Genomic DNA, 23,098 nt, shown 5'->3' with positions numbered 1-23,098 from the left:
GCATTTTTAATCATCTAAGAATTAACCCACGATCACACCGCCATCTTTACGGGTAATCACAACAGTTGCTGAGCGTGGACGCGCAGTTTTGTTGCTTGGATCTTTCTGGGTTGCTGGCCAGTTACTTTCTGGTGTCGAGTAACTTGCAGAATCTTCGCCAGGGTGTTGAACATTAATGAAAATTGCTTTGTAGTCAGGTGTCATCGCAATACCTGTAATCTCACATTGCTTAGGTCCCACCAAGAAACGGCGCAAAGTTGAGTCTGTAACTTTAGCACCGACTAAAGTTTGCTGACCATTTGAGGTAGTTGCAGGAGCACCATCTCCAATCTGGCCTGGTAGCGCAGCAAGCATCATACAGTTAGTGACATCAGTATATGCGCCATCATCTGTTTGAATCCAAAGTACGCCACGTGGGTCGAACCACATACCATCTGGAGATGACAAATCATTGTTGTCTGTTAAACCAGATAGGTTGATGTTTGAAGCCATAGATGCTTCTGCACCAAATAGGTAAATATCCCATTTGAAGGTTTCAGCAGTCGTTTTGTCATCAGTTTCTTTAAAACGGATAATATGACCGTTAACGTTACCCTTTTGCTCTTTAGTGCCGTTGTAGAGGTCTGTGTAGTTACGTGGGTTTGCAGCATCGGTCGCGTAATCTTTACCACGATTTGAGTTGTTGGTTAGGGTGACATAGACCTCGCCGTTTACTGGGTTGACCGTACACCATTCTGGGCGGTCCATTTTTGTAGCACCGACTGCATCGGCGGCTAAACGTGCAAATGTGACAACGTCAGCTTGAGATTTAAATGGGTAGGTCGTGTTGCTTTCATTTAAGCCATTTTTGCTATAAGCAAGTTCAATCCATTGACCTGAACCATCGTTATTAAACTTGGCAACATACAATTTACCTGCGTTCATGTATTTGTCGCCAACTGCATAACCGCCATTTATATCTTTAGCATCCCACACTGCGGTAGAGACGAATTTATAGATGTACTCACCGCGAGAATCATCGCCCATATAAAATGCTAATGGTTGACCTACAACGGCACGGCAAGCACTGTCTTCATGTGCAAAACGACCAAGTGAAGTACGTTTAACTGGGTTTTGACGTCTATCAAATGGATCAATCTCGACCATCCAGCCGAATGTATTTGGACCGTTACGGTAGTCTTGGGTAGCTTGTGCGGCTTTTACGTCGGCATTCCAGCGGTCATATAAGTCTTGTGACTCTACTTGACCAATTGCTGTTTCCCAGCCGTAGCGTGAACTTGCACCTAAATAAATTTGTCGTCCTTGTTCATCAACGTTAGGGATTAACTCACCATTTTTATCTTTTTCATAAATGATTTTGCCCTCGGTATCTTTTTTAGGGGCACCTTTCTCATCTTTCTCATAACGATAGAGCTCATCTTTTTTAACACCTAACCCATAACGCTTTAATGCAATTTTTTCTGCATCTGTACGTGCATATTCATCGCTACCTGAACGTTGGAAATAACCAATAAAGTTTTCTTCCGTGGTTAAGTATGTGCCCCAAGGTGTATAACCATTACCGCAGTTATTATGGGTACCGCGAGTTTTACGTGCATTAGGGGAGAAGCGAGTTGCGAGTAAGCCAGAACCAGCTGCTGCACCTTCAAAATCCATCTCTGTTGATGCTGTAATACGACGGTTAAAAGCAGAACTTTTATCAATTGTTACTTGTTGAGTTGTTGGGTCTTTTTTAATGTGAACAATAGAAACGCCATGCGCATTGGTTTCACGAATAACTTCATCTTCAGGACGACGTCCATCAACTCTTGTTGGACCTTTTGGGTGAAGGAAGGTCTGGTTGATATATTCGTGATTCATGACTAACAAACCTTCAGCTGAAACACTTTCGTCAAAGCGGTTTGTTGAAGTATTTAAGCCAAAATAATGCATACCATCATGGCAGTCGCCAGAGCGAAACTGGAAGCTTGGACCAGATGGAATATTATTGTCGTCCCAATCTCCAACTTTTGGATTGATTGAGTCACCTAAAGCATAGATAACATTCGCTTCATAACCTTCAGGTACAGTCACAATATCATTATGGTTTTTCGCAACTGCGGTAAAAGTTAATTTTTCTGGTTTTTTATTTGGGTCTACAGGTGTGGTTCCACCGTTGTTAGAACCTGAATCATCATCGCTATCATTACAGCCAGTTAAAGTAGAAGCTAAAGTCAATGCTACAGCACCACTTGCTGCTTTAGTAATTAAACTACGGCGACTGATGTGTTGTTCTAAAATGTCACGAAAGTGGATATTGTCAGAAGTATTATTATCCAATTCTTGGTCTTCATGATATGGCGTCAGCTCTGTCATGGGGAATTCCTAAGTAAATAAAGAGATTGTTCTAAAATTCTTCATGAGCTTAGTTTGTGAATGTGACGAGGCGTTGACGTTTTGATGATAAGTTAATGAAAAGTTCTGTAATTTTTCATTTAATTTTCATAAAAAGTAAAAGTTGAATGTAAAAATATTAAAGCTGACCTTAGCCAGCTTTAATATTTAGAGAGGTTATGAAAAATTATTTAGTTGTGACTGAAGGGGCAATTGGGTCTGCTGTAATATAGCCGACGTTAGCACTATAACCATTGTTGTAATTTTGGTTAATTAAGGCCTTAACATCCTCAGGTACACTACTACTATCGCCTGGATGTTGGAAGTTGCTCATGATGTAAGTCCAGCCATTGATTGAATCTACAGCATGTAAACCTGTTGACTCTGCACCTGCAGGTGTAGAAAGCAGTCGTGTTAACTCTTTGGTATCTACATTGTATGCCCACAAGAAGTTGTTCACGTGGTTACCTGAGTCTTCACCAATGAATAATGTACGTAAAGTTTCAGAGAACTTCAGATTGTCTGGGCTAGCAATTTTGTCTGGATTCGCTGTATTACCTAAACTATCTTTCGCAGCAAGATCTTCACCCATGAGTAGCATATATGAGTAAAGAGGAACCCACTCACTATTAATTGCGCTGCCTTCATTGTCTGTAAAGCTATTACCTAATTTGTGTGCAAGCACGCCACCAGCAGTAATCTTTTTAGAGAACGCGACATTATGTCCAGCGACATAACCTTTACCGCCAATGACCATTGAATCTTGAATATTAGCTAAAGCAGAGTAAGCAACTTTATCTTTAATATTTACGTTAGTGCCTTCCATCTTGGTGAATGCCATACTTGCACCTTTTAGTGCTGCATAACGATGTGTTTCCAAGAAAGCTGCTGCTTTTTCCATACCTGGTTTAAGTTTGACCCAAAGCTGTTTCTTTGCCAAAGTGATTTCAGTATAGCTCGCATCATTTGGATTGGTTGTTAAACTTTCCATGATGTCAGTTGACTTAATCCCACCAGCAACTAAATCCTCAATTTCTTTACTTGTCGCATGGCCAAGTTTGATCCATTGAATGCTAGCAGTTGAGGTTTCAGTTAGCGTATTGATGTATTTAGCAACGTATAGTGTCCCTGCCGATAAATCTTTTTCTTTATCTGCAACGAACATGAAGAAGCCACCGTTGGTGTAGTCATCTCCCATAAGTGCTGTACGGTTGTCTGGCATAACATGGATAAGTTCGTGAGAAATACGACCTAAACAATAGTGCTTTTTAATGCTACCAGTACCATCAAGGTTAACTGTTACTTCTGGCAAATGACCATAGTTATATGGGTTTGCTTTAGTTTCATCACCAAAGAAGTATTTACCAAGATATTTTGGATCTGTACCGCCAATACCTTGATTGAATGCATCTGGCTCATATTCTTCACTTGATAAGTGAGTGTTCCAAGGTGATAAGCTAGCACCGCAAGTAATCCATAAACCGTGTACTGGTGCAGTATCAACGTTGAAGTATTTTTTAAGTTCTAGGTGACCTGTTTTTTGGTCTTGATCTAAAGTCAAAATTGCGATTGGTGAAGGTAATTGACCGTAAGTATCACCGCCTGCTTGGTCTTTAGAGTTGTATTCAAATTGAACAACATGGAACACTGGGTTTGCTACGCCTTCAACTTTCGCACCTTCTAATTGAATTAGAGATGAACCATCTGGACAGTCTGAAAAGAATTGACGTTCTTTACCAGCAACTGACTTATCCATAATTGGATTGCCGTTAACATCAAAATAACCACCCGCGATAATCGTCCCACCACCAAGTTTTGGTACGCTATCACCAGTTTTAAAGAAAGGTTTATAAGCGAGTTGGTATTCAGTACTGGTTGAATTTTCCCAATCAATTTTTAATTTAGAATTCACTACAGTTGTTGCACGATCAGCTGCAGTTGTTGGCGCTGGCATTGCTGTGAATTTTGCATTTTTAAATTTGCTTGGTTGTGGTGTGGGAGTGACTACTGAGCTGTCATCACTATCATTACAACCTGCTAATGTTGCTGCCGTAGCCATCGCTCCTAATGGTAGAAAAGGAATCCCCGAAAACCATTTTAAAATTTCGCGACGCGTTGGTTGAGTAGAAGCAGTTGTCATAAGAAATCCGTAAATTTTGTGGGTATATTTGTTGAGTTGATTCTATGGACTGAAAATGACACTTTTCTTACATTTTTAAGTCACTTTGAAGACAGTTTATTGCTTTGTAGATTAAAAAGTGTTCTACATAAAAAAGCCTGAACTTGTAGGTTCAGGCTGTTCCTTAGAAATCATTTTATTCAGCAGGATGGGCTTTTCTTTTCTCAAGAATTTTACCAAAGAGCAATCCCAGCTCAAAAAGTAACCACATTGGAATTGCTAACATCACCATTGAAATTGCATCTGGTGGTGTAATAAACATCGCTACAAAAAAGCATCCAACAATAATAAAACGTCGCTTTTCAGCAAGGCTTTTTGTATTTACCACACCGATTAAAATAAGGAGGAGCGTCGCGATTGGAATTTCAAAAGTCAGTCCAAATACTAAAAATAACTTTAAGCAGAAGCTTAGGTAGCTATTAATATCCGTCATCGGTGCAACAGTTTCAGGCGATACACTAATAAAGAAATGTAAAATTGCCGGAAGAGTAATGTAATATGCAAAAGCAACGCCCGCATAAAACAAGACAATACTACCGATGAGTAATGGTAGTGCTAAATGACGTTCTTTTTGATAGAGTGCTGGACGAACAAATGACCAGATTTCATACAGAATAAATGGCATTGCCAGTACAAGCGCGACAAATAAATTGAGTTTAAAAGGCGCCATAAAGGTTGCAGTGACATCGGTTGCAATCATTGACGAGGAGGTCGGAAGTTGCAGCCTCAAAGGTTCAGATAGTAATTGGTAAGTATTATTTCTAAAAGGTAATAAGCAAAAAAATAAAAATAAGGTTACCCCGACAATCCTAAATAAATGACGTCGTAAAACGACCAAATGGCTCATGATTGGCATTTGGTCTAAATTTTCCTGATTATTTACAGTGGTTGAAGGCAGTTGGTTCATACGGCAATCTTCAATTTAACAGGTGATGTCTCTGAAATATCAGTTGATGATGCTAAAGGCATAAATTTTCTAATGTATGGGACTTTATAATGGCCTGATATAGGAAGACATATCCGAATAGGTTGGGGCACTGATTTGGTTATCTCAGCCTTATCTATATTTTCAGAAATATTCTGCTTTTGAATTTCTTCAAGCTGTTGTTGTACTTTACGTTCTAGTGCTTCAATGCGGTTGAGCTCTTCTTGCATTTCTTTTCGAAACTCAGAAAGACGCAACTCTTGATCAATCTCATTTTGCAAATTGGTAATATAACGTTTTAGACGAACATACCAACGACCAGCAAAGCGTGCAGCTTCTGGAAGTTTATCCGGACCTAAAACTAAAATTGCAATAATTGCAAAACAGAGTAGCTCTGTCATTCCTACATCAAGCATGGTCGGAAACCTTTAGCTTTTTACTGATGTGCTGTCAGGTGTTTTGACTTGGGCATCAATTGTACGTGGAGTATTAAGAGCAGTAGTCTCATCTTCTTCACGAACTGATTTTTTAAAGTCTTTTACTGCACCGCCTACGTCTTTACCGATATTTTTTAATTTCGACGTACCGAATAATAAAATAACGACAATTGCAAAAATAACGACATGCCAAATAGATAAACCGGCCATGATCTTATACCTCTTTTCAGTTTGCTTTATATCAACAGGTTGCCATGACAGGAATGTGACATTTATATGTCATTTTTAAGACAATGAATGACTGTCAAAACCTAAAAAGTTCATTTTATAAACTGAATATCTTCTTTTTTTATTTATACATAGTTTGAAAAGAGTCACTTAAATTACTTGAAATGGAGAGTACATTTCATTTTGAAAAGGTGTAGCATAGCAAGCTGGTTTTAATGAGCAAGAGGAGAGAGCGTGGCGCTACTACTGCCTGTATTGGCATTTATCACAGGACTTCTACTTGCTCAGACTTCCATTGCAGAAACCATAAAACCTATTCTTTCAGCTTGGCTTGCCCGCTTACTAATTCCGATTGTTATTATTTACAACATGGTATTTTATCAGCCAGGTAGTTTGAGTTTGATGCTGTTTAGCTTCGGTTCAGCATTTCTTATTTTCTTTGCCTATTTAGCTCTATTTAACGACAGATTGTTAGCGCTATGCGTGAGTTATACCAATATGGGGTGGCTTGGTTTTCCCTTTGCTATGGCTTTATTTGGCCCTGATGCTACGGCTCCTATTGTGGCTTTATATATTGGTATGTCTCTTTTTGGAAATGCATGGGCTGTTACGGCAGTCACCACTGCACCACAAAGTAAGCTCAACATATTAAAAAAGGTTTTAACTTCTCCACCGTGTATTTCAATATTTTGTGCACTTTTACTTAGGTCGTTAGGTGCTCAACATATCGAGCATCCTGCTATACATTGGGTATATGAAGTTGCCAAGTTTGTCATGACTTTTGCTGGTATGTGTGTGCTGGGAATGTGGCTACGCCGTACTCGCGTGCATTTAAAAGACTTAATTTACAGTACAAAAGCTCAAGCATTTAAAGTAGTGTGCGGATTTATTCTCTGTGGCTTAACTTATAGATTTTTACCCATTCCAAATATCAGCCAGCAAATTGGAGTGATGTTTTTAATGTTCTGTCTGCCGCCAGCTGCCAATATTGTAGCACTAGAAACACATTACCAAGGGACGGGAAGATCTGCGGCTTATATTGCTTCGGGGACGATTGTGAGTTGTGTGTGTATTGCGATTTATGCTGTGTTTTTACACTTGTTCGTTTAATCTTTATTTAATTCTAAGTTTCCTAAACTTGCTTGTGCGAAGGCGGTATGGATGCCGCCAGTTAGACTGTGGCACAAGGATGTGCCATCAGTCTAACAAAAGATTTTTGCTTACTTTTCATCTTTGAAAAGTAAGGGGTGCCTATACAAAGTTTAATATATTCTAACGCTGCATATTGTGGCCATGTGATCAACTTACTTCTGCAAGCTCTCTTTAAATAACTGCATCGCTTGCCCACGATGACTAATCTTATTCTTGTCTTCTTTAGACAATTCAGCGCTAGACACTTGTAGCTCAGGCAACCAGAACAATGGGTCATAACCAAAGCCATTTTCGCCACGTGCAGCTTCTAAAATTTCACCGTGCCAGATGCCTTGGAAAATTTGTGGTAAAGGATCTTTAGCATGCGTCACTAAAGCAAGTACGCATACAAACATACCTTCAATTACTTCACCATTTTTACGGTAGGGTAAAAGGTCATTTAATAATTTGGCATTGTTGGCTGCATCGTCACCATGTTCTCCAGCATAGCGTGCTGAATAAATACCAGGTGCGCCGCCTAAGACTGGTACACAAATACCAGAGTCGTCAGCCATAGCAGGTTTACCTGAAATTTTAGAGGCATGACGAGCTTTAATAATAGCATTTTCAATAAAGCTTAAGCCGTCTTCAATTGCATCAGGAATATTAAGGCGACCTTGAGGAATAATTTCTACTGGTAACTTAAGCTGTTCAAAAAGTTTTTCAAACTCTGCGACTTTACCTTTGTTATTGCTGGCAAGAACTAAACTGCCCTGATCAAACCAATGTGGGGTAGACATAATAAAACCAAACTTTATAGCTAATATCGAACGTGAGTTATGTTACGTGTTTTTTAAGAGGGGATATAGAGGGAAATAAATAGAATATAAAATGGGACAACCTAAACTAAAGCCACCTTGTAGAGCATACAAGGTGGCTTTAGTCGAGTAAGGTTTTTTACGGATGAACCGTTATTATTGCGCTTGAATCCATTTGTCCGCACGGTCACGCGCTGTACGGATTTGTTCTTGAGTTAAGTTCGCTGCTAGAGCAGTTTTCTTACCTTCAGATAGGCTAATCACTTTATTGTCGAGCATGCCATCACGAGTTGAAAGCTCATACCATTGGTAAGCACCAACGTAGTTTTTCTTTTGCTCTTCCATCATCGCGAGGTTGTAGCTTGCACGGTTATCGCCATTGCTTGCTGCTTTTTCAAAGTATTTACGAGCCATAGACTCATCTTTTTTAACACCAATACCGTCGGCATACATGCGGCCTACGTTTAATTGTGCTGGCGATAAACCTTGATCCGCTGCTGCTTTAAACCATGCGAAAGCCTGTTTGTCATCTTTTGCTACATCTTTACCATATTGATAATGTGTACCAAGATAAAACTGTGCGCCTGCTTGACCAGCTTTTGCTGCTTTCTGAAGATCGTTAATCCCCATTGTTGAAAAACGTGCAGCCTGACTCGCAACCGATTGTGGCTGGGCGATATAATCTGCATGAGCCTGCATACTTAGCAGTCCTGCAAATAGTGTGCTAAATAATGTCTTTTTCATAGTGCACTCACTCGATAAATAGCGACTTCACCAAACAAATTCGGAACATGTTTGCTTAACAGGCTTCCCTGCTGATTTCCATTGACGGCGAGTCGATTAATAATTTGTATCTGATTTTCAGCACATAGTGCTTCGAAATCTTTAAATGTACATAAATGAATGTTGGGGGTGTTATACCACATATATGGTAGAGCATCCGATACAGGCATCATTCCTTTTAATGCAAGAAAAGAGCGAGTCTTCCAATGCGCAAAGTTTGGAAAAGTAATAATTGCCTGTTTACCCACACGCACCATGTCTCTTAATAAAACATCGGGTGCATCTACGGCTTGCAAAGCTTGTGCCATAACCACATAGTCAAAGGACTGGTCTGCAAAGCGGCTTAAGCCGAGATTCAAATCTTGTTGAATAATATTTAACCCGCGACTGACGGCAATTGCAATCTTTTCTTGATCAATTTCTAAGCCATAAGCACGAATTTGATGCTTTTGGCTCATATGAGCGAGTAATTCACCGTCACCACACCCTAAATCGAGTACGCTTGAGCCGGGTTTAATCCACTTTTCTGCCAGTTGTTGATCAATACGCATTAGCTTGCCTCCAGTGATGTCGATTTTAAGTGTTCTTCACCGCCTAAGAAAGCGCGCATGGTTTTGACATACAGTGGAATAGGGAATAAGAACGAGTCATGGCCTTGTTCAGCATCAATGTCGAGATAACTTACTGGCTTATGATTGGTAATAAGCGCATCTACAATTTCTTGTGAGCGGCTTGGTGCAAAACGCCAGTCAGTTGTGAACGAGACAATAAGGAACTGGCATTTAGTTTTGCCCATTGCTTGAGTTAAAGAATGACCGTACTCACGAGATGGGTCAAAGTAATCTAAAGCTTTAGTCATGATGAGATAGGTATTGGCATCAAAGTTACGGCTGAACTGTTCACCTTGATAACGTAGATAGCTTTCGACCTGAAACTCGACATCAAAACCGTACATAAATTTGCCAGATTTTAAATCACGTCCAAATTTTTGTTTCATGGCTTCTTCTGAAAGATAGGTGATATGACCTACCATGCGAGCCAGAATTAGTCCGCGTTTCGGGTAACTATCATTTTCCAAATAACGGCCATGATGGAAATCTGGATCAGACAAGATTGACTGACGAGCAACCTCATTAAATGCAATATTCTGTGCTGAAAGCTTTGGTGCACTGGCAATAATCACACATTTTTGTAGGCGGTCAGGGTAGTCTACGGACCATTGTAGTGCTTGCATGCCTCCTAATGATCCACCGACCACTGCATACCAGACATCTACACCCAAACGGTCAGAAAGCATGGCTTGTGTTTTAACCCAGTCACGTACCGTTACTAATGGAAAATCAGGTCCATATGGGCGATTGTCATTTTCAGGATTTGGTGAGGTCGGGCCAGTTGAGCCATTACAGCCACCAATATTATTTAGCGAAACTACAAAAAACTTATTCGTATCAATTGCCTTACCCGGGCCAATACAGCTATCCCACCATCCAGCTTTTTTATCATCTTCGTGGTGATAACCCGCTGCATGATGATGTCCGGAAAGAGCGTGACAGATTAAAATTGCATTTGATTTATTAGCATTTAAAGTGCCGTAAGTTTCGACCATTAGTTCAAAACGTGGCAAAACACGATCACATTCAAGGTGTAATGGTTCTTCAAATTGGAACTTTTGCGGAGTGACTAACCCCACTGAATCAGCTGGAAAAGACACGGGAACATTTCGCCTTTTAAATCTTTCAGGAATAAAAAGAAAGGATACCAAGCTAGGTATCCTTTCCAAAGTCTTTTTTTTAATTAAACAGCGGCGGCAACAACCTGATCTGTACTTAAAACACCTTGATCAATCAAACGGTTGGTACACGCAATAATTGCTTCAATGGATGAGGTGACTGTATTGTCATGAACACCAGCACCAAATGAACCTTTACCTGTACCTTTTACTTGAAGCTCAATTAAGGTTAATGCTTTCGCATTTGCACCTGAACTAATACTACGTTCTTCATAGTTCAATACGTCAATTGGTAATTGAAGAGCATTTAAGAATGCAGAAATCGGTCCATTACCTTCACCACGAAGCTGTTGTGTTTCACCTTCGACATCTACATCAAGTTCGATAATTTGAGTGCCATTAATGTCAGATAACTTGTAGTGTTTGACTGTGTAATGATGATTCTTCACATCAACATAAGTGTCTTTAAATAAGGTCCAGATTTCTTTAGCATTAATTTCTGTACCGTTCTCATCAGCATATTGTTGAACAACCTGACTGAATTCGATTTGTAAACGACGTGGTAATACAACGTTGTAGTTTGATTCTAATAAATAAGCGATACCACCTTTACCAGACTGACTATTTACACGAATAACTGCGTCATAGTCGCGGCCCAAATCTTTCGGGTCGATTGGTAAGTAAGGCATATCCCAGATTTCTTCGTTTTTCTGGTACTCGAAGCCTTTTTTGATCGCATCCTGATGTGAACCAGAGAATGCAGTAAATACCAAGTCACCTGCATATGGATGACGAGGGTGTACAGGTAAACCAGTACATTCTTCAACTGTTGCAATCACTTCATTAATATTAGAAAAATCTAACTCTGGTGCTACACCTTGGGTATACATGTTCAATGCAATTGCTGCAACGTCAACGTTACCTGTACGTTCACCATTACCGAACACACAGCCTTCAACACGGTCAGCACCCGCCATAATGGCAAGTTCTGATGCAGCAATACCACAGCCGCGGTCATTGTGGCAGTGAACAGAAATGATCACACCATCACGACGTGCCAAATTACGATGCATCCATTCAATTTGGTCTGCATAAACATTTGGTGTAGAAACTTCTACAGTCGCAGGTAAGTTTAAAATCACTTTATGGTCAGGACGTGCATCCCAGATTTCTGTGACGGCATCACAGACATCTTTAGCCACTTCTAATTCAGTTGCAGAGAAGCATTCCGGGCTGTACTGAAAAATCCAGTCAGTTTGAGGATACTGTGCAGCATACTCTTTAACTTTTTGAGCAGCATTAATTGCTAACTGTTTTGCACCATTAACATCTACATTCAACACCTTTTGACGGAAGGTTGGAGAGTTCGAGTTATAAATATGCACAATTGCGCGTTTAGCACCTGCCAAAGACTCGAAAGTACGTTCAATTAAATGGTCACGTGCTTGAACCAAAACCTCAATGTATACGTCATCAGGAATATGATTTTCTTCAATCAACATGCGAGTAAAATCGAAGTCAATTTGAGACGCAGAAGGGAAACCGATTTCAATATGTTTAAAACCAATTTTTACAAGCATTTTGAACATTTTGAATTTTTGTTCCATGTTCATCGGTTCAAAAATTGCTTGGTTACCGTCACGTAAATCGGTACTCATCCAGATTGGCGCTTTTGTAATTTCTTTATTCGGCCATTGGCGATCTGGTAAATCCACACGTTGGTACATACGGCGGTATTTTTTGCTAGGGTCAGCCAACATCATGAGAAAACTCCTTGTCTCGTAGCGCGGTTGCTCTGGATATATTTAAAAGGCAACGTCTCTACTTAATATATGGTATCTAATTCAGAAAAATTAAAGGTAATTTTGAAGTGCTGCTTTAAAAAGCAGACAAAATTTTTATACGCGCGCTTGGCGCAGCATCAGGAGTTGCAGATGATGTCTTGCTTGAGTAGGCTGGGCAAACAAGTAATTCGTTTTCATCTCTAGACCGTAGAATAATAAGTTTGATGGTTTGCGGGGGGAATCTTGATATTTAGATATATCACATCTAAACAATGATTACACCTTGTGCAAAATTCTTATCATAATTTTAGTTAAATAATTTAGAAAATAATTTTCTAATTTTGCGCTGTTTTATTTTTTATGGAAAATTATTTTCATATTCTTGCCTTTTTAAGGAAAAAAAGTTTATTAAGAATTAAAAAGGCAAAAATAAATATAGTTACAGCTCTGACCACATTCGAATTAAATTATGATAAATGTTGGTGAGCTTCATGACTTCTGGGTAGTTATCGCCGTGTGATTTGCGTAGTTCTCGAATGCTCTCATCAAGATTAAATAAGAGATGGCGTTTACTATCGTCTCGGACCAAACTTTGTACCCAGAAAAAAGAAGCAAAACGAGTACCTGAGGTAATGCTACTGACTTCGTGCAGGCTAGTAGACGGGTAGAGCACGACATCACCTGCTGGTAATTTAACTTCGTGATAACCATAAGTGTCTTCAATCACTAGGTCACCACCTTCATATTCATCGGGTTCACTTAAAAATAATGTACAAGATAAATCAGTGCGGAGCTGCTCAGAAGTTCCACGGATAAGGCGAATTGAGTTGTCTACATGGAAACCGAAGCTTTCATGTTCATCATAACGATTAAAAAGCGGTGGAATAATTTTGTGGGGTAGGGCAGCAGCCTGAAACACTGGATTTTGCCAAATTGCTTTGATGACAAGATCACTTAAATGATGAGTAAGCGGGTCTTGTTCTGAGAGTTGCTGATTTCTTTTCACAGAAGCAGACAAGGTACCGGCAGTCACTTTCCCACCTACCCAATTGGCGTCTTTCATGAGCTTACGAAACTCGGCAACTTGCTCTTTGCTTAAAACATTCGGGATATGATGAATCACAGCAAACACCTTTTAATATAAATACTTCATTTGTAAAAATAGCCTCATGACGAGGCTATTTTATATGAACTTTAATTAATTCCATAAATAAATTATGGAATTTAACCTTAGTACTTAAAGTTAATCGCTAAGACAGCATTACGACCATTGCCTTCAAATGCGTAGTGAGCTGCATGTGCACTAGTGAAATAACGCTTATCAGAAATATTATTAATATTAAGCTGTAAGTTTACATTCTTGTTCACGTCGTATTTAGCCATAGCATTGTAAATGGTATAAGTTGGCAAATATTTAGGTGCAGTTGTGTTCACAAAAACTTGATCACGATATTCAACACCAGCGCCTAAAGTCAATTGAGGCATTACTCTGTAAGTAGACCATAAGGTAGCACTGTTTTTCGCTACAAATGGTAATGGTTTACCTTCTTGAGCAACCGCATTATATGCAGCTTCAGTAATTTCACTATCTAAATAGCTATAGCCTGTAGAAACATCCCATTTGTCGGTAATTTTCCCGTTCAAACTAATTTCGAATCCATCAACTTTACTTTTACCAGCATTGGCTGTCGTGTTCGGATCAATTTGGATACGTGTATTTTGCTTTTCAGTACGGAAAACTGCTGCTGTTAAATTAGCACGGTTATTAAACAGGTCCCATTTAGTTCCTAACTCAAAAGTACGAGCTTCTTCTGGTTTTAGATCATTTGCACTCGCACTTGCAGCACCTGAGTCGCTAATAGAATCTGAACCTGTATCACCTTCAGCGAGCACACCTACTGGGTTTGCTGACGTAGCATAGCTTAAATAAATACTACCATCTTCTGTTGGTTTAAAAACTAAACCAGCTTGGTAAGAGAAGTAATCTGTATCGCTTTCTAATTTATCACCAGCTTTATGAGGAGTACGTCCACTTACGTCCTTATTATATTTTTTCTCAGTTTCAAATTTATCCCAACGAACACCTAAGTTAAGTAACCATTGTGGATTAAATTCGATACTATCTAAAGCATACACGCCTACATTATGACTACGAGTGGTCGATTGTGCTGTGATAGATCCACGCTTATCTGTGAAGGCACCATTTCCAGGATTATTTAAACTCGTACACCAGCCATTTGCCACAGCAGCAGCTGAAGTACAGTTTTGAATATTGCTGTCTAAAATGGTCGATGTGGTTTCACCAGCAGCATTAGTAAAAGTATGTACACCCTGATCAGTTTCTTGGAAGCTCCACTCGGTACCAACATTAAAAGAATGCTTTAGGCTACCTGTGTTGAATTTACCTCTTAAAGAAAGCTGATCGCTATAAGCATCGCTATCTAAGATACGGCTTAACGCACGGCGAGCGATTGTGCCTCTGTAAATATTACCCTTAGAGTCATCAGCATTCGTATAAACATAATCAGATTTGGATTTGTTGTAGGTTGCTATATTAGACAAGGTAAGATTTTCATTAAAATCATGTTCTAGCTTAAACGTACCAATGTGGTTTTCGCGTTTGTCGAAATCACGCGCTTTCCAGCCATAGTAGGTTCCAGCTTTTACATCAACAGGCTTGCCGTCACCAGGAGTTACAATAACTCCAACAGGAGGTTTCGTTGGGTTTGCATTGTTAAACGGAATACCTGCATCAGGTTCATCGTTACTACGTAAATAGTAGTAGCTTAGTGTTCCACGAGTTGCCGTATCTAAACCAAATGCAAGACTTGAGGCAATACCGGCACGGGCATATTCTGCACCGTTACTTTGACCAGCTTTTTCATTTTCGTGACCCATAATAACAACACGACCAGCAACTCCGTTGCCAAAGTCTTTGTTGGCATCAAGTTGTATATGACGATAGTTGTCAGTACCACCTTGAACGCTACCTTGGTAAACGTCACCTTCATGAGCTACTTTAGGGATTAAGTTAATGCTTCCACCTACGCTACCGCCACCACCAAGGGCAGAAGAAGAGCCTTTAATAACTTCAACTTGTTCAATGGCAAACATGTCGCGGTTTTGGGAAGTCGTATTACGAACGCCATCGACATAGATAGAAGATTGACCGCTATAACCACGAATGTAAGGCATATCTGTAAACGGTGTGCCGCCTTCACCAGCACCTAATGTAATACCAGGTTCATAGCGTAATGCTTCGAGTAGGGTATTAGAGTTTGTATCTTTAATTAATTTTTGAGAAAGAATAGAGACTGATTTTGGTGTGTCTTTGAGAGGAGCTACGAATTTAGAGTTTGCAGACTGATCTACTTTTAAAGATTCTTCTTGAGTCGCTTTAGTATGAATTGTTGGTAATTGGGAAACTGCTTCTTGCGCCATGGCTGTTGTTGCAATCATTGATAGCGATGAAGCTATTGCAGAAGAAACAATTTTTTTACGTGTTCTAATCAAAGACATAACTTCAAGACTCTAAAACTAAAAGGTTATGCGAATAATAATAATTCTTATTTATATGTACAGTTTGTGTTAATTGGATTTGCCAATTGAATTATGAAGAGAAAATGAATAATTGAATGGTAAATTGTACTTTTATATGGCTAATCTACTGATTATTAGTAATTGTTTATTAAAGCGATTAAATTCAAAGTTTAATTGTAATTTTAGATTTATAAAGAATAACTAAAAAATTAGTTTTACTTAAGTACTTATGAAAAATATTTAAAGAATCATAAAATTACTGTGAAATTTACTAGAATAATGTCCTTCACTTACATGAAGTGATCGGTTAATTTTGTATATCTTGAAAGTTGTCATATAATACAGCACTTTTTTAAAAACTGTTCCTACTAACTAATTTTTATCGAGGAAGCCATGCAAGTAACGACTGAAGCGGTTTCGGGCGTTGCCCGTCGTTTAAATGTGTCTGTACCGACGAGCCGTATTAACGAGCAATTTGAAGCTCGTTTGAAGCGCACTGCCAAAACTGTGAAGATCAACGGCTTCCGTCCAGGTAAAGTACCTGAAAACGTTGTTCGTCGCGAATACGGTGCAAGCATTTATCAAGAAGTTGTAAATGACATCATTCGTGATAGCGTTTTTGAAGCAATTCAACAAGAAAAAATCAATGCGGTAGGTATGCCGAACATTGAGAAAGTTGAACATAAAGAAGACGCTTTAGTTTTTGAAGCAACTGTAGAAGTTTATCCAGAAGTTGAAGTAAAAGCATTTGACGGCTTAGAAGTTGAACGTAAATCAGCTGAAATTAAAGACGCTGACGTTGACGCTATGATCGAAAACTTGCAAAAACAACGTCAAACTTGGGCTGTAACCAAGGGTATGGCGAAAAAAGACATGCAAGTGACTTTTGACTTTGAAGGCACTATCGATGGTGAGAAGTTTGAAGGCGGTTCTGCTGAAGACTTTAAACTTGTGTTAGGTTCAGGTCGTATGATTCCTGGCTTTGAAGACGGCATCATTGGTATGAAAGCTGGTGAAGAGAAAGTAATTGATGTTACTTTCCCAGAAGACTACCAAGCTGAAAACTTGGCTGGTAAAGCAGCTCAGTTCAAAATCACTGTGAAGCAAGTTGAAAAATCAAAACTTCCAGAAATTGATGCTGAATTCTTGAAAATCTTCGGTGTAACTGAAGAAGAAGGCGTTGAGAAATTAAAAGCTGACGTTCGTAAGAATATGGAACGTGAAGTTCGCAATGGTTTACGTAACCAAGTTAAACAAGCTGCTTTTGATGCACTTGTTGCTGCGAACGAAGTTGAAGTTCCAACTGCAATGGTTGCGCAAGAAATTGACCGCCAACGTCAACAAATGGTTCAACAGTTCACTCAACAATTTGGTGGTGCAGGCGCGCAATCTTTTGACAAGAGCATGCTTCCTGACGAATTGTTCAAAGAACAAGCAGAGCGTTCTGTTAAGCTTGGCGTATTGGTAAGCAAAGTTTTAGCTGATGCTAAACTTGAAGTTGACCAAGCTCGCGTTGATGCTTACATTGACGACATGGCTTCTTCTTACGAAGATCCAACTGAAGTGATTGAATACTTCAAAAATGATGCTCAACAACGTGCTCAAATCGAAGCAGTTGTATTAGAAGATCAAGTTGTTGATCACATCTTAGCTGGTGCTAAAGTGACTGATAAAGCTGTATCTTATGATGACTTATTGAAAGAACAACAAGCTCGCCGTATGGGCTAATCTTTTAAGAAGTCAGAAAAAGGCGCCTGAGGCGCCTTTTTTGTTTTTCTTTATGTGGTCAATTAGAGTGCGGCATTAAGTACTTAGGTATAAATAATATAATATTTCAGTGCGAACCTTTTGCAATTTGAGAAATTATCCCGCATATTGTTGCCATAGGTTAAGTCACAAAAAATTTAGGAATAAATAACGTATGTATGTTCCAACAATTGAAAATGCTTTAGTTCCTGTTGTGGTTGAACAATCTTCTCGCGGCGAACGTTCTTTTGATATTTATTCACGACTTTTACGTGAGCGCGTCATTTTTTTGACAGGTGAAGTTGAAGATAACATGGCAAATCTGATTGTTGCCCAAATGTTGTTTTTAGAAGCTGAAAATCCTGATAAAGATATCCACCTTTATATCAACTCTCCAGGTGGATCTGTGACAGCGGGCATGGCCATTTATGACACAATGCAGTTTATTAAGCCTGATGTCGTGACATATTGTATGGGTCAAGCTGCTTCAATGGGTGCATTTTTATTAAATGCGGGCGCCAAAGGCAAACGCTATTGTTTAGAAAATGCCCGTGTCATGATTCATCAACCATTGGGTGGTTTCCGTGGTCAAGCATCGGATATTGAAATCCATGCGCGTGAAATTCTCTTTATTAAAGAACGTTTGAACCGCTTAATGGCAGAGCACAGTGGTCAAGACTATGAAACCGTTGCTCGTGATACTGACCGCGATAACTTTATGACAGCCCAAGCTGCTAAAGAATATGGTCTGGTTGATCAGGTGTTAAGTAAGCGTCCATAAGGACCTTCTTATATAAATAACTTGAGATGTTGAAAAAGATCTCCATTTAGTTATTTATGCAGTGCATCTTGCCCTAATATTTAAGATTCTATTTGTGGAGTGAATATGTCCGAACATCCTCAAGGACAAAAACATTGTTCATTTTGCGGTAAAACGCAGTCTGAAGTCGGGAAACTGATTGCGGGTGAGGACGCATATATTTGTAATGAATGTGTGGATGTCTGCTTAGACCTTGTACAAACCAGCCAACAGGTTGAAGCAGGTGACTGGGCGAGCAAGGCATTGCCAAAACCACATGAAATACGTGCTGCGCTTGATCAATATGTTATTGGTCAAGATCTTGCCAAAAAGACACTCTCTGTTGCAGTTTATAACCATTATAAACGCTTGAAAGTTGGTCATAATGGCCATGTGTCTAAAGAAGTAGAAATTGCTAAAAGTAACATTCTACTGATTGGACCTACTGGTTCAGGTAAAACTTTACTTGCACAAACATTGGCTCGCCTTTTAGATGTTCCATTTGCGATGGCAGATGCAACAACATTAACCGAAGCGGGTTATGTGGGTGAAGATGTTGAAAATATTGTGCAAAAGCTTTTGCAAAAAGCAGACTACGATGTAGAGAAAGCTCAGAAGGGCATTATCTATATTGATGAAATTGATAAGATTACTCGTAAATCTGAAAATCCATCAATTACGCGTGATGTGTCTGGTGAAGGTGTACAACAAGCATTATTAAAAATGATTGAAGGTACAGTTGCTTCGATTCCACCTCAAGGTGGTCGTAAGCATCCACAGCAAGAGTTTATCCAAATTGACACCTCAAATATCTTATTTATTTGTGGTGGTGCATTTTCTGGTTTGGAAAAAATTGTACAACAGCGTCAAGAGAAAGGCGGTATTGGTTTTACAGCTGACGTTAAAAACAAAGATGAAACCAAAAAGCTTGCTGAATTGTTCCGTCAGGTTGAGCCAACTGACTTAGTGAAATTTGGTTTAATTCCAGAATTCATTGGTCGTTTACCAGTGATTGCGACACTTGAAGAGCTAGACGAAGAAGCTTTAATGCAAATTTTGACTGAGCCAAAAAATGCATTAACTCGCCAGTATCAATATCTTTTCACTATGGAAAATGTTGATCTAATCTTTGAAGACTCTGCATTGCGTGCTGTTGCTAAAAAAGCGCTTGAACGTAATACAGGAGCGCGTGGTCTACGTTCTATTATGGAAAACGTACTGCTTGAAACTATGTATGATTTACCAAGTCGTACAGATGTTGGAACAGTCATTATTAATGAAGCAGTTATTAATGGTGAAGCAGAACCTGTTTATCAGGCTGAACGTCAGCCTAAAGAAGCTGCAACGCATGAAAGTGTTGCTAAGGCAGATTTAAAGGTTATTGATTCGAAGTCTGCATAGATTTCATTCATCTAAAAAGCATGAATCGCGTTAGTGATTCATGCTTTTTTTGTTTTCAATTTATATGGGTAGTGTTAATCTTAAAAATACAAAATACGCATAGTTTTGCGGTGTAAAAAATAAATCAAAAACAAAACGCTTTGAGGGATGCCATGCGTTATTTAATCGTATCTTTGTGCTGTGCCGGACTATTTGTGGGCTGTCAAAGTTCATCTCATTTAGAAAAAAATCCGAGTGAATTGACCGCGACTCTACCTAAAGTTGATGTTGAAAAAGAACCTGGTTTATTAGATCAATATCATTTAGGCGGTTTTACTGTAGGAGGGTGGGTCAACCAAAAATTGGGTCAGACTTTTGCTCCAATTAAACCACAAAATGAACAGGCAGCTGTAGTTTATCTATATCGACCAGACACAAAATGGAATCGTCAGGAAATCGCAGCGATTAATCTCTTTGTGAATGGTAAGCGCATTCCGAGTCTATTACATAATCATTATTACTGGATTGAGTTGCCAGCAGGAACATATCGCCTTTCTGCGAGTCGCCCTTTACTTGGTATCCATTTTCAAGAACCAAAATATATTGATATCACTGTTGAGGCGGGAACGTCTTATTATTTGAAATATGATGAAGAAAATAAAATGGACCGAAGTGAACATACTGGTCCATTTATGTTAATGCAAGACAATATTGGACGTAGAGAGATAGCATTTACCGAGTTGAAATCTTCTAGCTATAATTTTGTGGCTGAAGATGCTTCAGGAAAGATCCGTCATAAACCACAAGAATTAAAGCCAGCCAAATATGATGAAAAATCAGATGTACATCTGATTAAACCATTTAAATTATGGAATCCTTTAACTTGGTAATAGCCTAAAAAAGATAAAGAAAAGTTAAGACTTTTCTTTATCTTTCATCAACGGTGCAAGAATTTTAAGCATCTCTTCTTGCATATGATCTCGTGCTTTAGGGTCATTAAATGTTTGCTGTCCCAACTCCATCATATATTCTGAAATTTGCCCCATAATCTGTACGTTTTTGCGCGTAATTGATTGGCCTTCTGGGGTTTTTAAAAATTTCAGATTAGCCTGAATTTCCTCTTCAGTATAAGTCTTAAGATAAATATCCTGTAAGGCTTGGGCGGTTTTTGGATTGCTAATGAGCTGATTGCTCGAATCTTTTAGGAGTAAACCTAACTTCTTCGCGGCCTCTTTTTCTTTTGGACCTAAAGTTTTGATACCCGTGATATTACTAACGATCTGTGCTGCCTGTTGATCATAATAAGGTGTTAATTCATTAATTGATTCTTTAAGCAGGTAATCAATTTGGCTCATTTGCATGAGTTCTTTAACTGAACTTAATTTGGCAGGAGAGGCAAATAAGCTTGTGGTAATACAGCTTAGGCAGAGGCTGATTGAGAGATTTTTAAGAATAGGGCGAATAGTCATGAAATGACCTATATTCAATATTTGGCGAGAGGGTGCTTTCATTAATAGCACAGATTGACGAAGTAATTGTTACAATTCTTTTCAGATTTTAAAATAAAAAAAGAATGCATAAAAAAAGCACCGAATTCGGTGCTTTTCTTGATTAGCCAGCTGCTGCATCGACTACTGGAATTTTTCCAATTTTCGCTTGCCAGATTTTTGGAGCTACTGCGTGAATTGAAGTACCGTTTACATCAACTGCAACAGAAACAGGCATATCTTCAACTACGAATTTGTAGATGGCTTCCATACCTAAGTCTGCAAACGCAACAACTTCAGCTTCGCGAACAGCTTTAGATACGAGGTAAGCCGCACCACCAACTGCCATTAAGTAAGTTGCTTTGTTGTCTTTGATTGCTTCAATTGCTGTAGGACCACGGTCAGCTTTACCGATCATACCGAATAGACCAGTATGCTCTAATACTTTACGTGTGAATTTATCCATACGTGTTGCAGTTGTAGGACCAGCAGGACCAACGACTTCATCACCCACTGGATCAACAGGGCCAACGTAGTAAATAAACTTACCTTTAAGATCAACTGGTAATTCTTCACCATTGTCGATCATTTCAACCATACGTTTGTGCGCAGCATCACGACCTGTGTACATTGTTCCGCTAAGAAGTAATGTGTCACCTGGTTTCCAAGAATCCATTTCTTCTTGAGTAATGGTATCAAGGTTTACACGTTTAGACTGTGAAGAGTCCCAAGTTACAGATGGGTAGTCTTCAAGTTTTGGTGCTTGAATATGAGCTACACCTGTACCATCAAGCTGGAAGTGAGCATGACGAGTAGCAGCACAGTTAGGAATCATACCTACTGGTTTACCAGCAGCGTGACATGGGTAATCTTTAATCTTAATATCAAGAACAGTCGTTAAACCGCCAAGACCTTGTGCACCAATACCAAGTGCATTTACTTTTTCAAAGATTTCGATACGAAGTTCTTCGATTTTGTTCTCTGGTCCACGACGAAGTAATTCGTCCATGTTGATTTCTTCCATGAGCGCTTCTTTAGCAAGCATCATGGCTTTTTCAGCAGTACCACCAATACCAATACCGAGCATGCCAGGAGGACACCAGCCTGCACCCATAGTTGGAACAGTTTTAAGTACCCAGTCAACAATTGAGTCAGATGGGTTAAGCATCGCAAGTTTAGATTTGTTTTCTGAACCGCCACCTTTAGCAGCAACAGTAATATCTACTTTGTTACCCGGAACGAGTTTGTAGTGAATTACAGCAGGGGTATTATCTTTTGTATTTTTACGACCAAATGCAGGGTCAGCAAGTACAGAAGCACGAAGAACGTTGCTGTTTTCAAGGTAACCTTGGCGAACACCTTCATTTACTGCATCGTCTAAGCTCATCGTTAAATCAAATTTAACATCTAAGCCCACTTCAAGGAAAACGTTAACAATACCAGTATCTTGGCAAATTGGACGATGACCTTCCGCACACATGCGAGAGTTAATTAGAATCTGTGCAATTGCATCCTTTGCGGCTTTGTTTTCTTCGCGATCATAAGCACGGCTCATCGCTTGGATAAAGTCTTGCGGGTGATAGTACGAAATAAACTGTAGGGCGTCCTTGATCGATGTAATCAAGTCATCTTGTTTGATAATCGTTGTCATACCAGAAAATCTCTTGAGCGGGCTGTTAGCTAGCGGGCTAAATTATATGACAAAAAGACAGTGTTGTGGGAGATTGGTTGATCTTTTGACCGAAAGTCGCATAAGAAC

At 39.3% G+C, this 23,098-nt stretch carries 19 protein-coding genes; 5 read left to right on the top strand and 14 right to left on the bottom strand.

The features are described from left to right. Nucleotides 1–21: 21 nt before the first annotated feature. The 5 genes from J655_RS12230 to J655_RS12210 all read right to left on the bottom strand — a co-directional run bounded on the left by J655_RS12230 (nt 22) and on the right by J655_RS12210 (nt 6,124). Nucleotides 22–2,355 carry a PhoX family protein gene (locus J655_RS12230; protein WP_032052422.1) on the bottom strand — a complete coding sequence of 778 codons (2,334 nt, stop codon included), beginning with the start codon at nt 2,353–2,355 and terminating at the stop codon, nt 22–24. Nucleotides 2,356–2,560: 205 nt separating this feature from the next. After that, nucleotides 2,561–4,513 (bottom strand): PhoX family protein, encoded by a 1,953-nt coding sequence (locus tag J655_RS12225; RefSeq protein WP_017398797.1) that lies wholly within the window; start codon nt 4,511–4,513, stop codon nt 2,561–2,563. A 175-nt stretch (nt 4,514–4,688) separates the two neighbouring features. Further along, on the bottom strand, nt 4,689–5,459 hold the full coding sequence (gene tatC, locus J655_RS12220) for a twin-arginine translocase subunit TatC (RefSeq protein ID WP_032005632.1): 771 nt from the start codon (nt 5,457–5,459) through the stop codon (nt 4,689–4,691). Continuing rightward, nucleotides 5,456–5,893, bottom strand: coding sequence for a Sec-independent protein translocase protein TatB (gene tatB / locus J655_RS12215; protein ID WP_032005629.1), 438 nt, complete (start codon nt 5,891–5,893; stop codon nt 5,456–5,458). Before tatB ends, tatC begins: the two co-directional genes overlap by 4 nt. A gap of 12 nt (nt 5,894–5,905) precedes the next feature. Then, nucleotides 5,906–6,124, bottom strand: a complete 219-nt coding sequence (locus tag J655_RS12210) for a Sec-independent protein translocase subunit TatA (RefSeq protein ID WP_002114991.1) — start codon at nt 6,122–6,124, stop codon at nt 5,906–5,908. Nucleotides 6,125–6,376: 252 nt separating this feature from the next. On the opposite strand from J655_RS12210, the gene J655_RS12205 reads away from it, so the two are divergent. Next, nucleotides 6,377–7,252, top strand: a complete 876-nt coding sequence (locus J655_RS12205; RefSeq protein ID WP_032005627.1) for an AEC family transporter — start codon at nt 6,377–6,379, stop codon at nt 7,250–7,252. A gap of 194 nt (nt 7,253–7,446) precedes the next feature. On the opposite strand, the gene rdgB is transcribed toward J655_RS12205, so the two are convergent. The 7 genes from rdgB to J655_RS12170 form a co-directional block, all read right to left on the bottom strand. Next, complete coding sequence (gene rdgB / locus J655_RS12200; RefSeq protein WP_032005626.1) at nt 7,447–8,073, bottom strand: RdgB/HAM1 family non-canonical purine NTP pyrophosphatase; 627 nt, start codon at nt 8,071–8,073, stop codon at nt 7,447–7,449. A gap of 174 nt (nt 8,074–8,247) precedes the next feature. Continuing rightward, nucleotides 8,248–8,835, bottom strand: a complete 588-nt coding sequence (locus J655_RS12195; protein WP_005804213.1) for a tetratricopeptide repeat protein — start codon at nt 8,833–8,835, stop codon at nt 8,248–8,250. Then, a complete protein-coding gene (gene metW, locus J655_RS12190) occupies nt 8,832–9,425 on the bottom strand; it encodes a methionine biosynthesis protein MetW (protein WP_001217230.1) in 594 nt (197 codons plus the stop codon). The genes J655_RS12195 and metW overlap by 4 nt, the downstream gene beginning before the upstream one ends. Further along, a complete protein-coding gene (gene metX / locus J655_RS12185) occupies nt 9,425–10,585 on the bottom strand; it encodes a homoserine O-succinyltransferase MetX (protein ID WP_032005624.1) in 1,161 nt (386 codons plus the stop codon). Before metX ends, metW begins: the two co-directional genes overlap by 1 nt. An 83-nt stretch (nt 10,586–10,668) precedes the next feature. Next, complete coding sequence (gene leuA, locus J655_RS12180; RefSeq protein WP_032005622.1) at nt 10,669–12,366, bottom strand: 2-isopropylmalate synthase; 1,698 nt, start codon at nt 12,364–12,366, stop codon at nt 10,669–10,671. A gap of 460 nt (nt 12,367–12,826) precedes the next feature. Beyond that, the gene (locus J655_RS12175) at nt 12,827–13,510 is read right to left on the bottom strand and encodes a Fe2+-dependent dioxygenase (RefSeq protein WP_017398803.1); all 684 of its coding nucleotides are present in this window, start codon (nt 13,508–13,510) and stop codon (nt 12,827–12,829) included. Between the two features lie 107 nt (nt 13,511–13,617). Then, entirely contained in the window at nt 13,618–15,906 is a 2,289-nt protein-coding gene (locus J655_RS12170) for a TonB-dependent receptor (protein WP_032005620.1), read from the bottom strand. 414 nt (nt 15,907–16,320) lie between these two features. Between J655_RS12170 and tig the strand changes: the two genes are divergently transcribed. The 4 genes from tig to J655_RS12150 all read left to right on the top strand — a co-directional run bounded on the left by tig (nt 16,321) and on the right by J655_RS12150 (nt 20,742). Next, nucleotides 16,321–17,655: a trigger factor gene (gene tig / locus J655_RS12165; RefSeq protein WP_002114878.1), complete on the top strand. Its 1,335-nt coding sequence runs from the start codon at nt 16,321–16,323 to the stop codon at nt 17,653–17,655. 193 nt (nt 17,656–17,848) lie between these two features. Then, nucleotides 17,849–18,454 carry an ATP-dependent Clp endopeptidase proteolytic subunit ClpP gene (gene clpP, locus J655_RS12160; RefSeq protein WP_002114870.1) on the top strand — a complete coding sequence of 202 codons (606 nt, stop codon included), beginning with the start codon at nt 17,849–17,851 and terminating at the stop codon, nt 18,452–18,454. Nucleotides 18,455–18,559: 105 nt separating this feature from the next. After that, nucleotides 18,560–19,873 (top strand): ATP-dependent Clp protease ATP-binding subunit ClpX, encoded by a 1,314-nt coding sequence (clpX, locus tag J655_RS12155; protein ID WP_002114726.1) that lies wholly within the window; start codon nt 18,560–18,562, stop codon nt 19,871–19,873. A gap of 152 nt (nt 19,874–20,025) precedes the next feature. Continuing rightward, nucleotides 20,026–20,742: a DUF2846 domain-containing protein gene (locus J655_RS12150; protein WP_002115030.1), complete on the top strand. Its 717-nt coding sequence runs from the start codon at nt 20,026–20,028 to the stop codon at nt 20,740–20,742. A 24-nt stretch (nt 20,743–20,766) separates the two neighbouring features. On the opposite strand, the gene J655_RS12145 is transcribed toward J655_RS12150, so the two are convergent. Beyond that, nucleotides 20,767–21,321 carry a DUF2059 domain-containing protein gene (locus J655_RS12145; RefSeq protein ID WP_032005613.1) on the bottom strand — a complete coding sequence of 185 codons (555 nt, stop codon included), beginning with the start codon at nt 21,319–21,321 and terminating at the stop codon, nt 20,767–20,769. 142 nt (nt 21,322–21,463) lie between these two features. Then, a complete protein-coding gene (locus J655_RS12140; protein ID WP_002115045.1) occupies nt 21,464–22,990 on the bottom strand; it encodes a fumarate hydratase in 1,527 nt (508 codons plus the stop codon). Nucleotides 22,991–23,098: the final 108 nt, after the last annotated feature.

This window comes from Acinetobacter sp. 1294243 (assembly GCF_000588015.1).
In the GTDB taxonomy this organism is placed as follows: Bacteria; Pseudomonadota; Gammaproteobacteria; order Pseudomonadales; family Moraxellaceae; genus Acinetobacter; species Acinetobacter pittii.
This window is presented reverse-complemented; position numbering and strand designations above follow the sequence as displayed.

Excerpts from the sequence above, each read along its gene's own strand:
- metW (WP_001217230.1), bottom strand. The coding sequence starts at position 9,425 with ATGCGTATTGATCAACAACTGGCAGAAAAGTGGATTAAACCCGGCTCA.
- tatB (WP_032005629.1), bottom strand. The coding sequence starts at position 5,893 with ATGCTTGATGTAGGAATGACAGAGCTACTCTGTTTTGCAATTATTGCA.
- J655_RS12195 (WP_005804213.1), bottom strand. The coding sequence starts at position 8,835 with ATGAAAAAGACATTATTTAGCACACTATTTGCAGGACTGCTAAGTATG.
- J655_RS12145 (WP_032005613.1), bottom strand. The coding sequence starts at position 21,321 with ATGACTATTCGCCCTATTCTTAAAAATCTCTCAATCAGCCTCTGCCTA.
- rdgB (WP_032005626.1), bottom strand. The coding sequence starts at position 8,073 with ATGTCTACCCCACATTGGTTTGATCAGGGCAGTTTAGTTCTTGCCAGC.
- tatC (WP_032005632.1), bottom strand. The coding sequence starts at position 5,459 with ATGAACCAACTGCCTTCAACCACTGTAAATAATCAGGAAAATTTAGAC.
- J655_RS12170 (WP_032005620.1), bottom strand. The coding sequence starts at position 15,906 with ATGTCTTTGATTAGAACACGTAAAAAAATTGTTTCTTCTGCAATAGCT.
- tig (WP_002114878.1), top strand. The coding sequence starts at position 16,321 with ATGCAAGTAACGACTGAAGCGGTTTCGGGCGTTGCCCGTCGTTTAAAT.
- clpX (WP_002114726.1), top strand. The coding sequence starts at position 18,560 with ATGTCCGAACATCCTCAAGGACAAAAACATTGTTCATTTTGCGGTAAA.
- J655_RS12225 (WP_017398797.1), bottom strand. The coding sequence starts at position 4,513 with ATGACAACTGCTTCTACTCAACCAACGCGTCGCGAAATTTTAAAATGG.
- J655_RS12210 (WP_002114991.1), bottom strand. The coding sequence starts at position 6,124 with ATGGCCGGTTTATCTATTTGGCATGTCGTTATTTTTGCAATTGTCGTT.
- clpP (WP_002114870.1), top strand. The coding sequence starts at position 17,849 with ATGTATGTTCCAACAATTGAAAATGCTTTAGTTCCTGTTGTGGTTGAA.
- J655_RS12150 (WP_002115030.1), top strand. The coding sequence starts at position 20,026 with ATGCGTTATTTAATCGTATCTTTGTGCTGTGCCGGACTATTTGTGGGC.
- J655_RS12230 (WP_032052422.1), bottom strand. The coding sequence starts at position 2,355 with ATGACAGAGCTGACGCCATATCATGAAGACCAAGAATTGGATAATAAT.
- J655_RS12140 (WP_002115045.1), bottom strand. The coding sequence starts at position 22,990 with ATGACAACGATTATCAAACAAGATGACTTGATTACATCGATCAAGGAC.
- leuA (WP_032005622.1), bottom strand. The coding sequence starts at position 12,366 with ATGATGTTGGCTGACCCTAGCAAAAAATACCGCCGTATGTACCAACGT.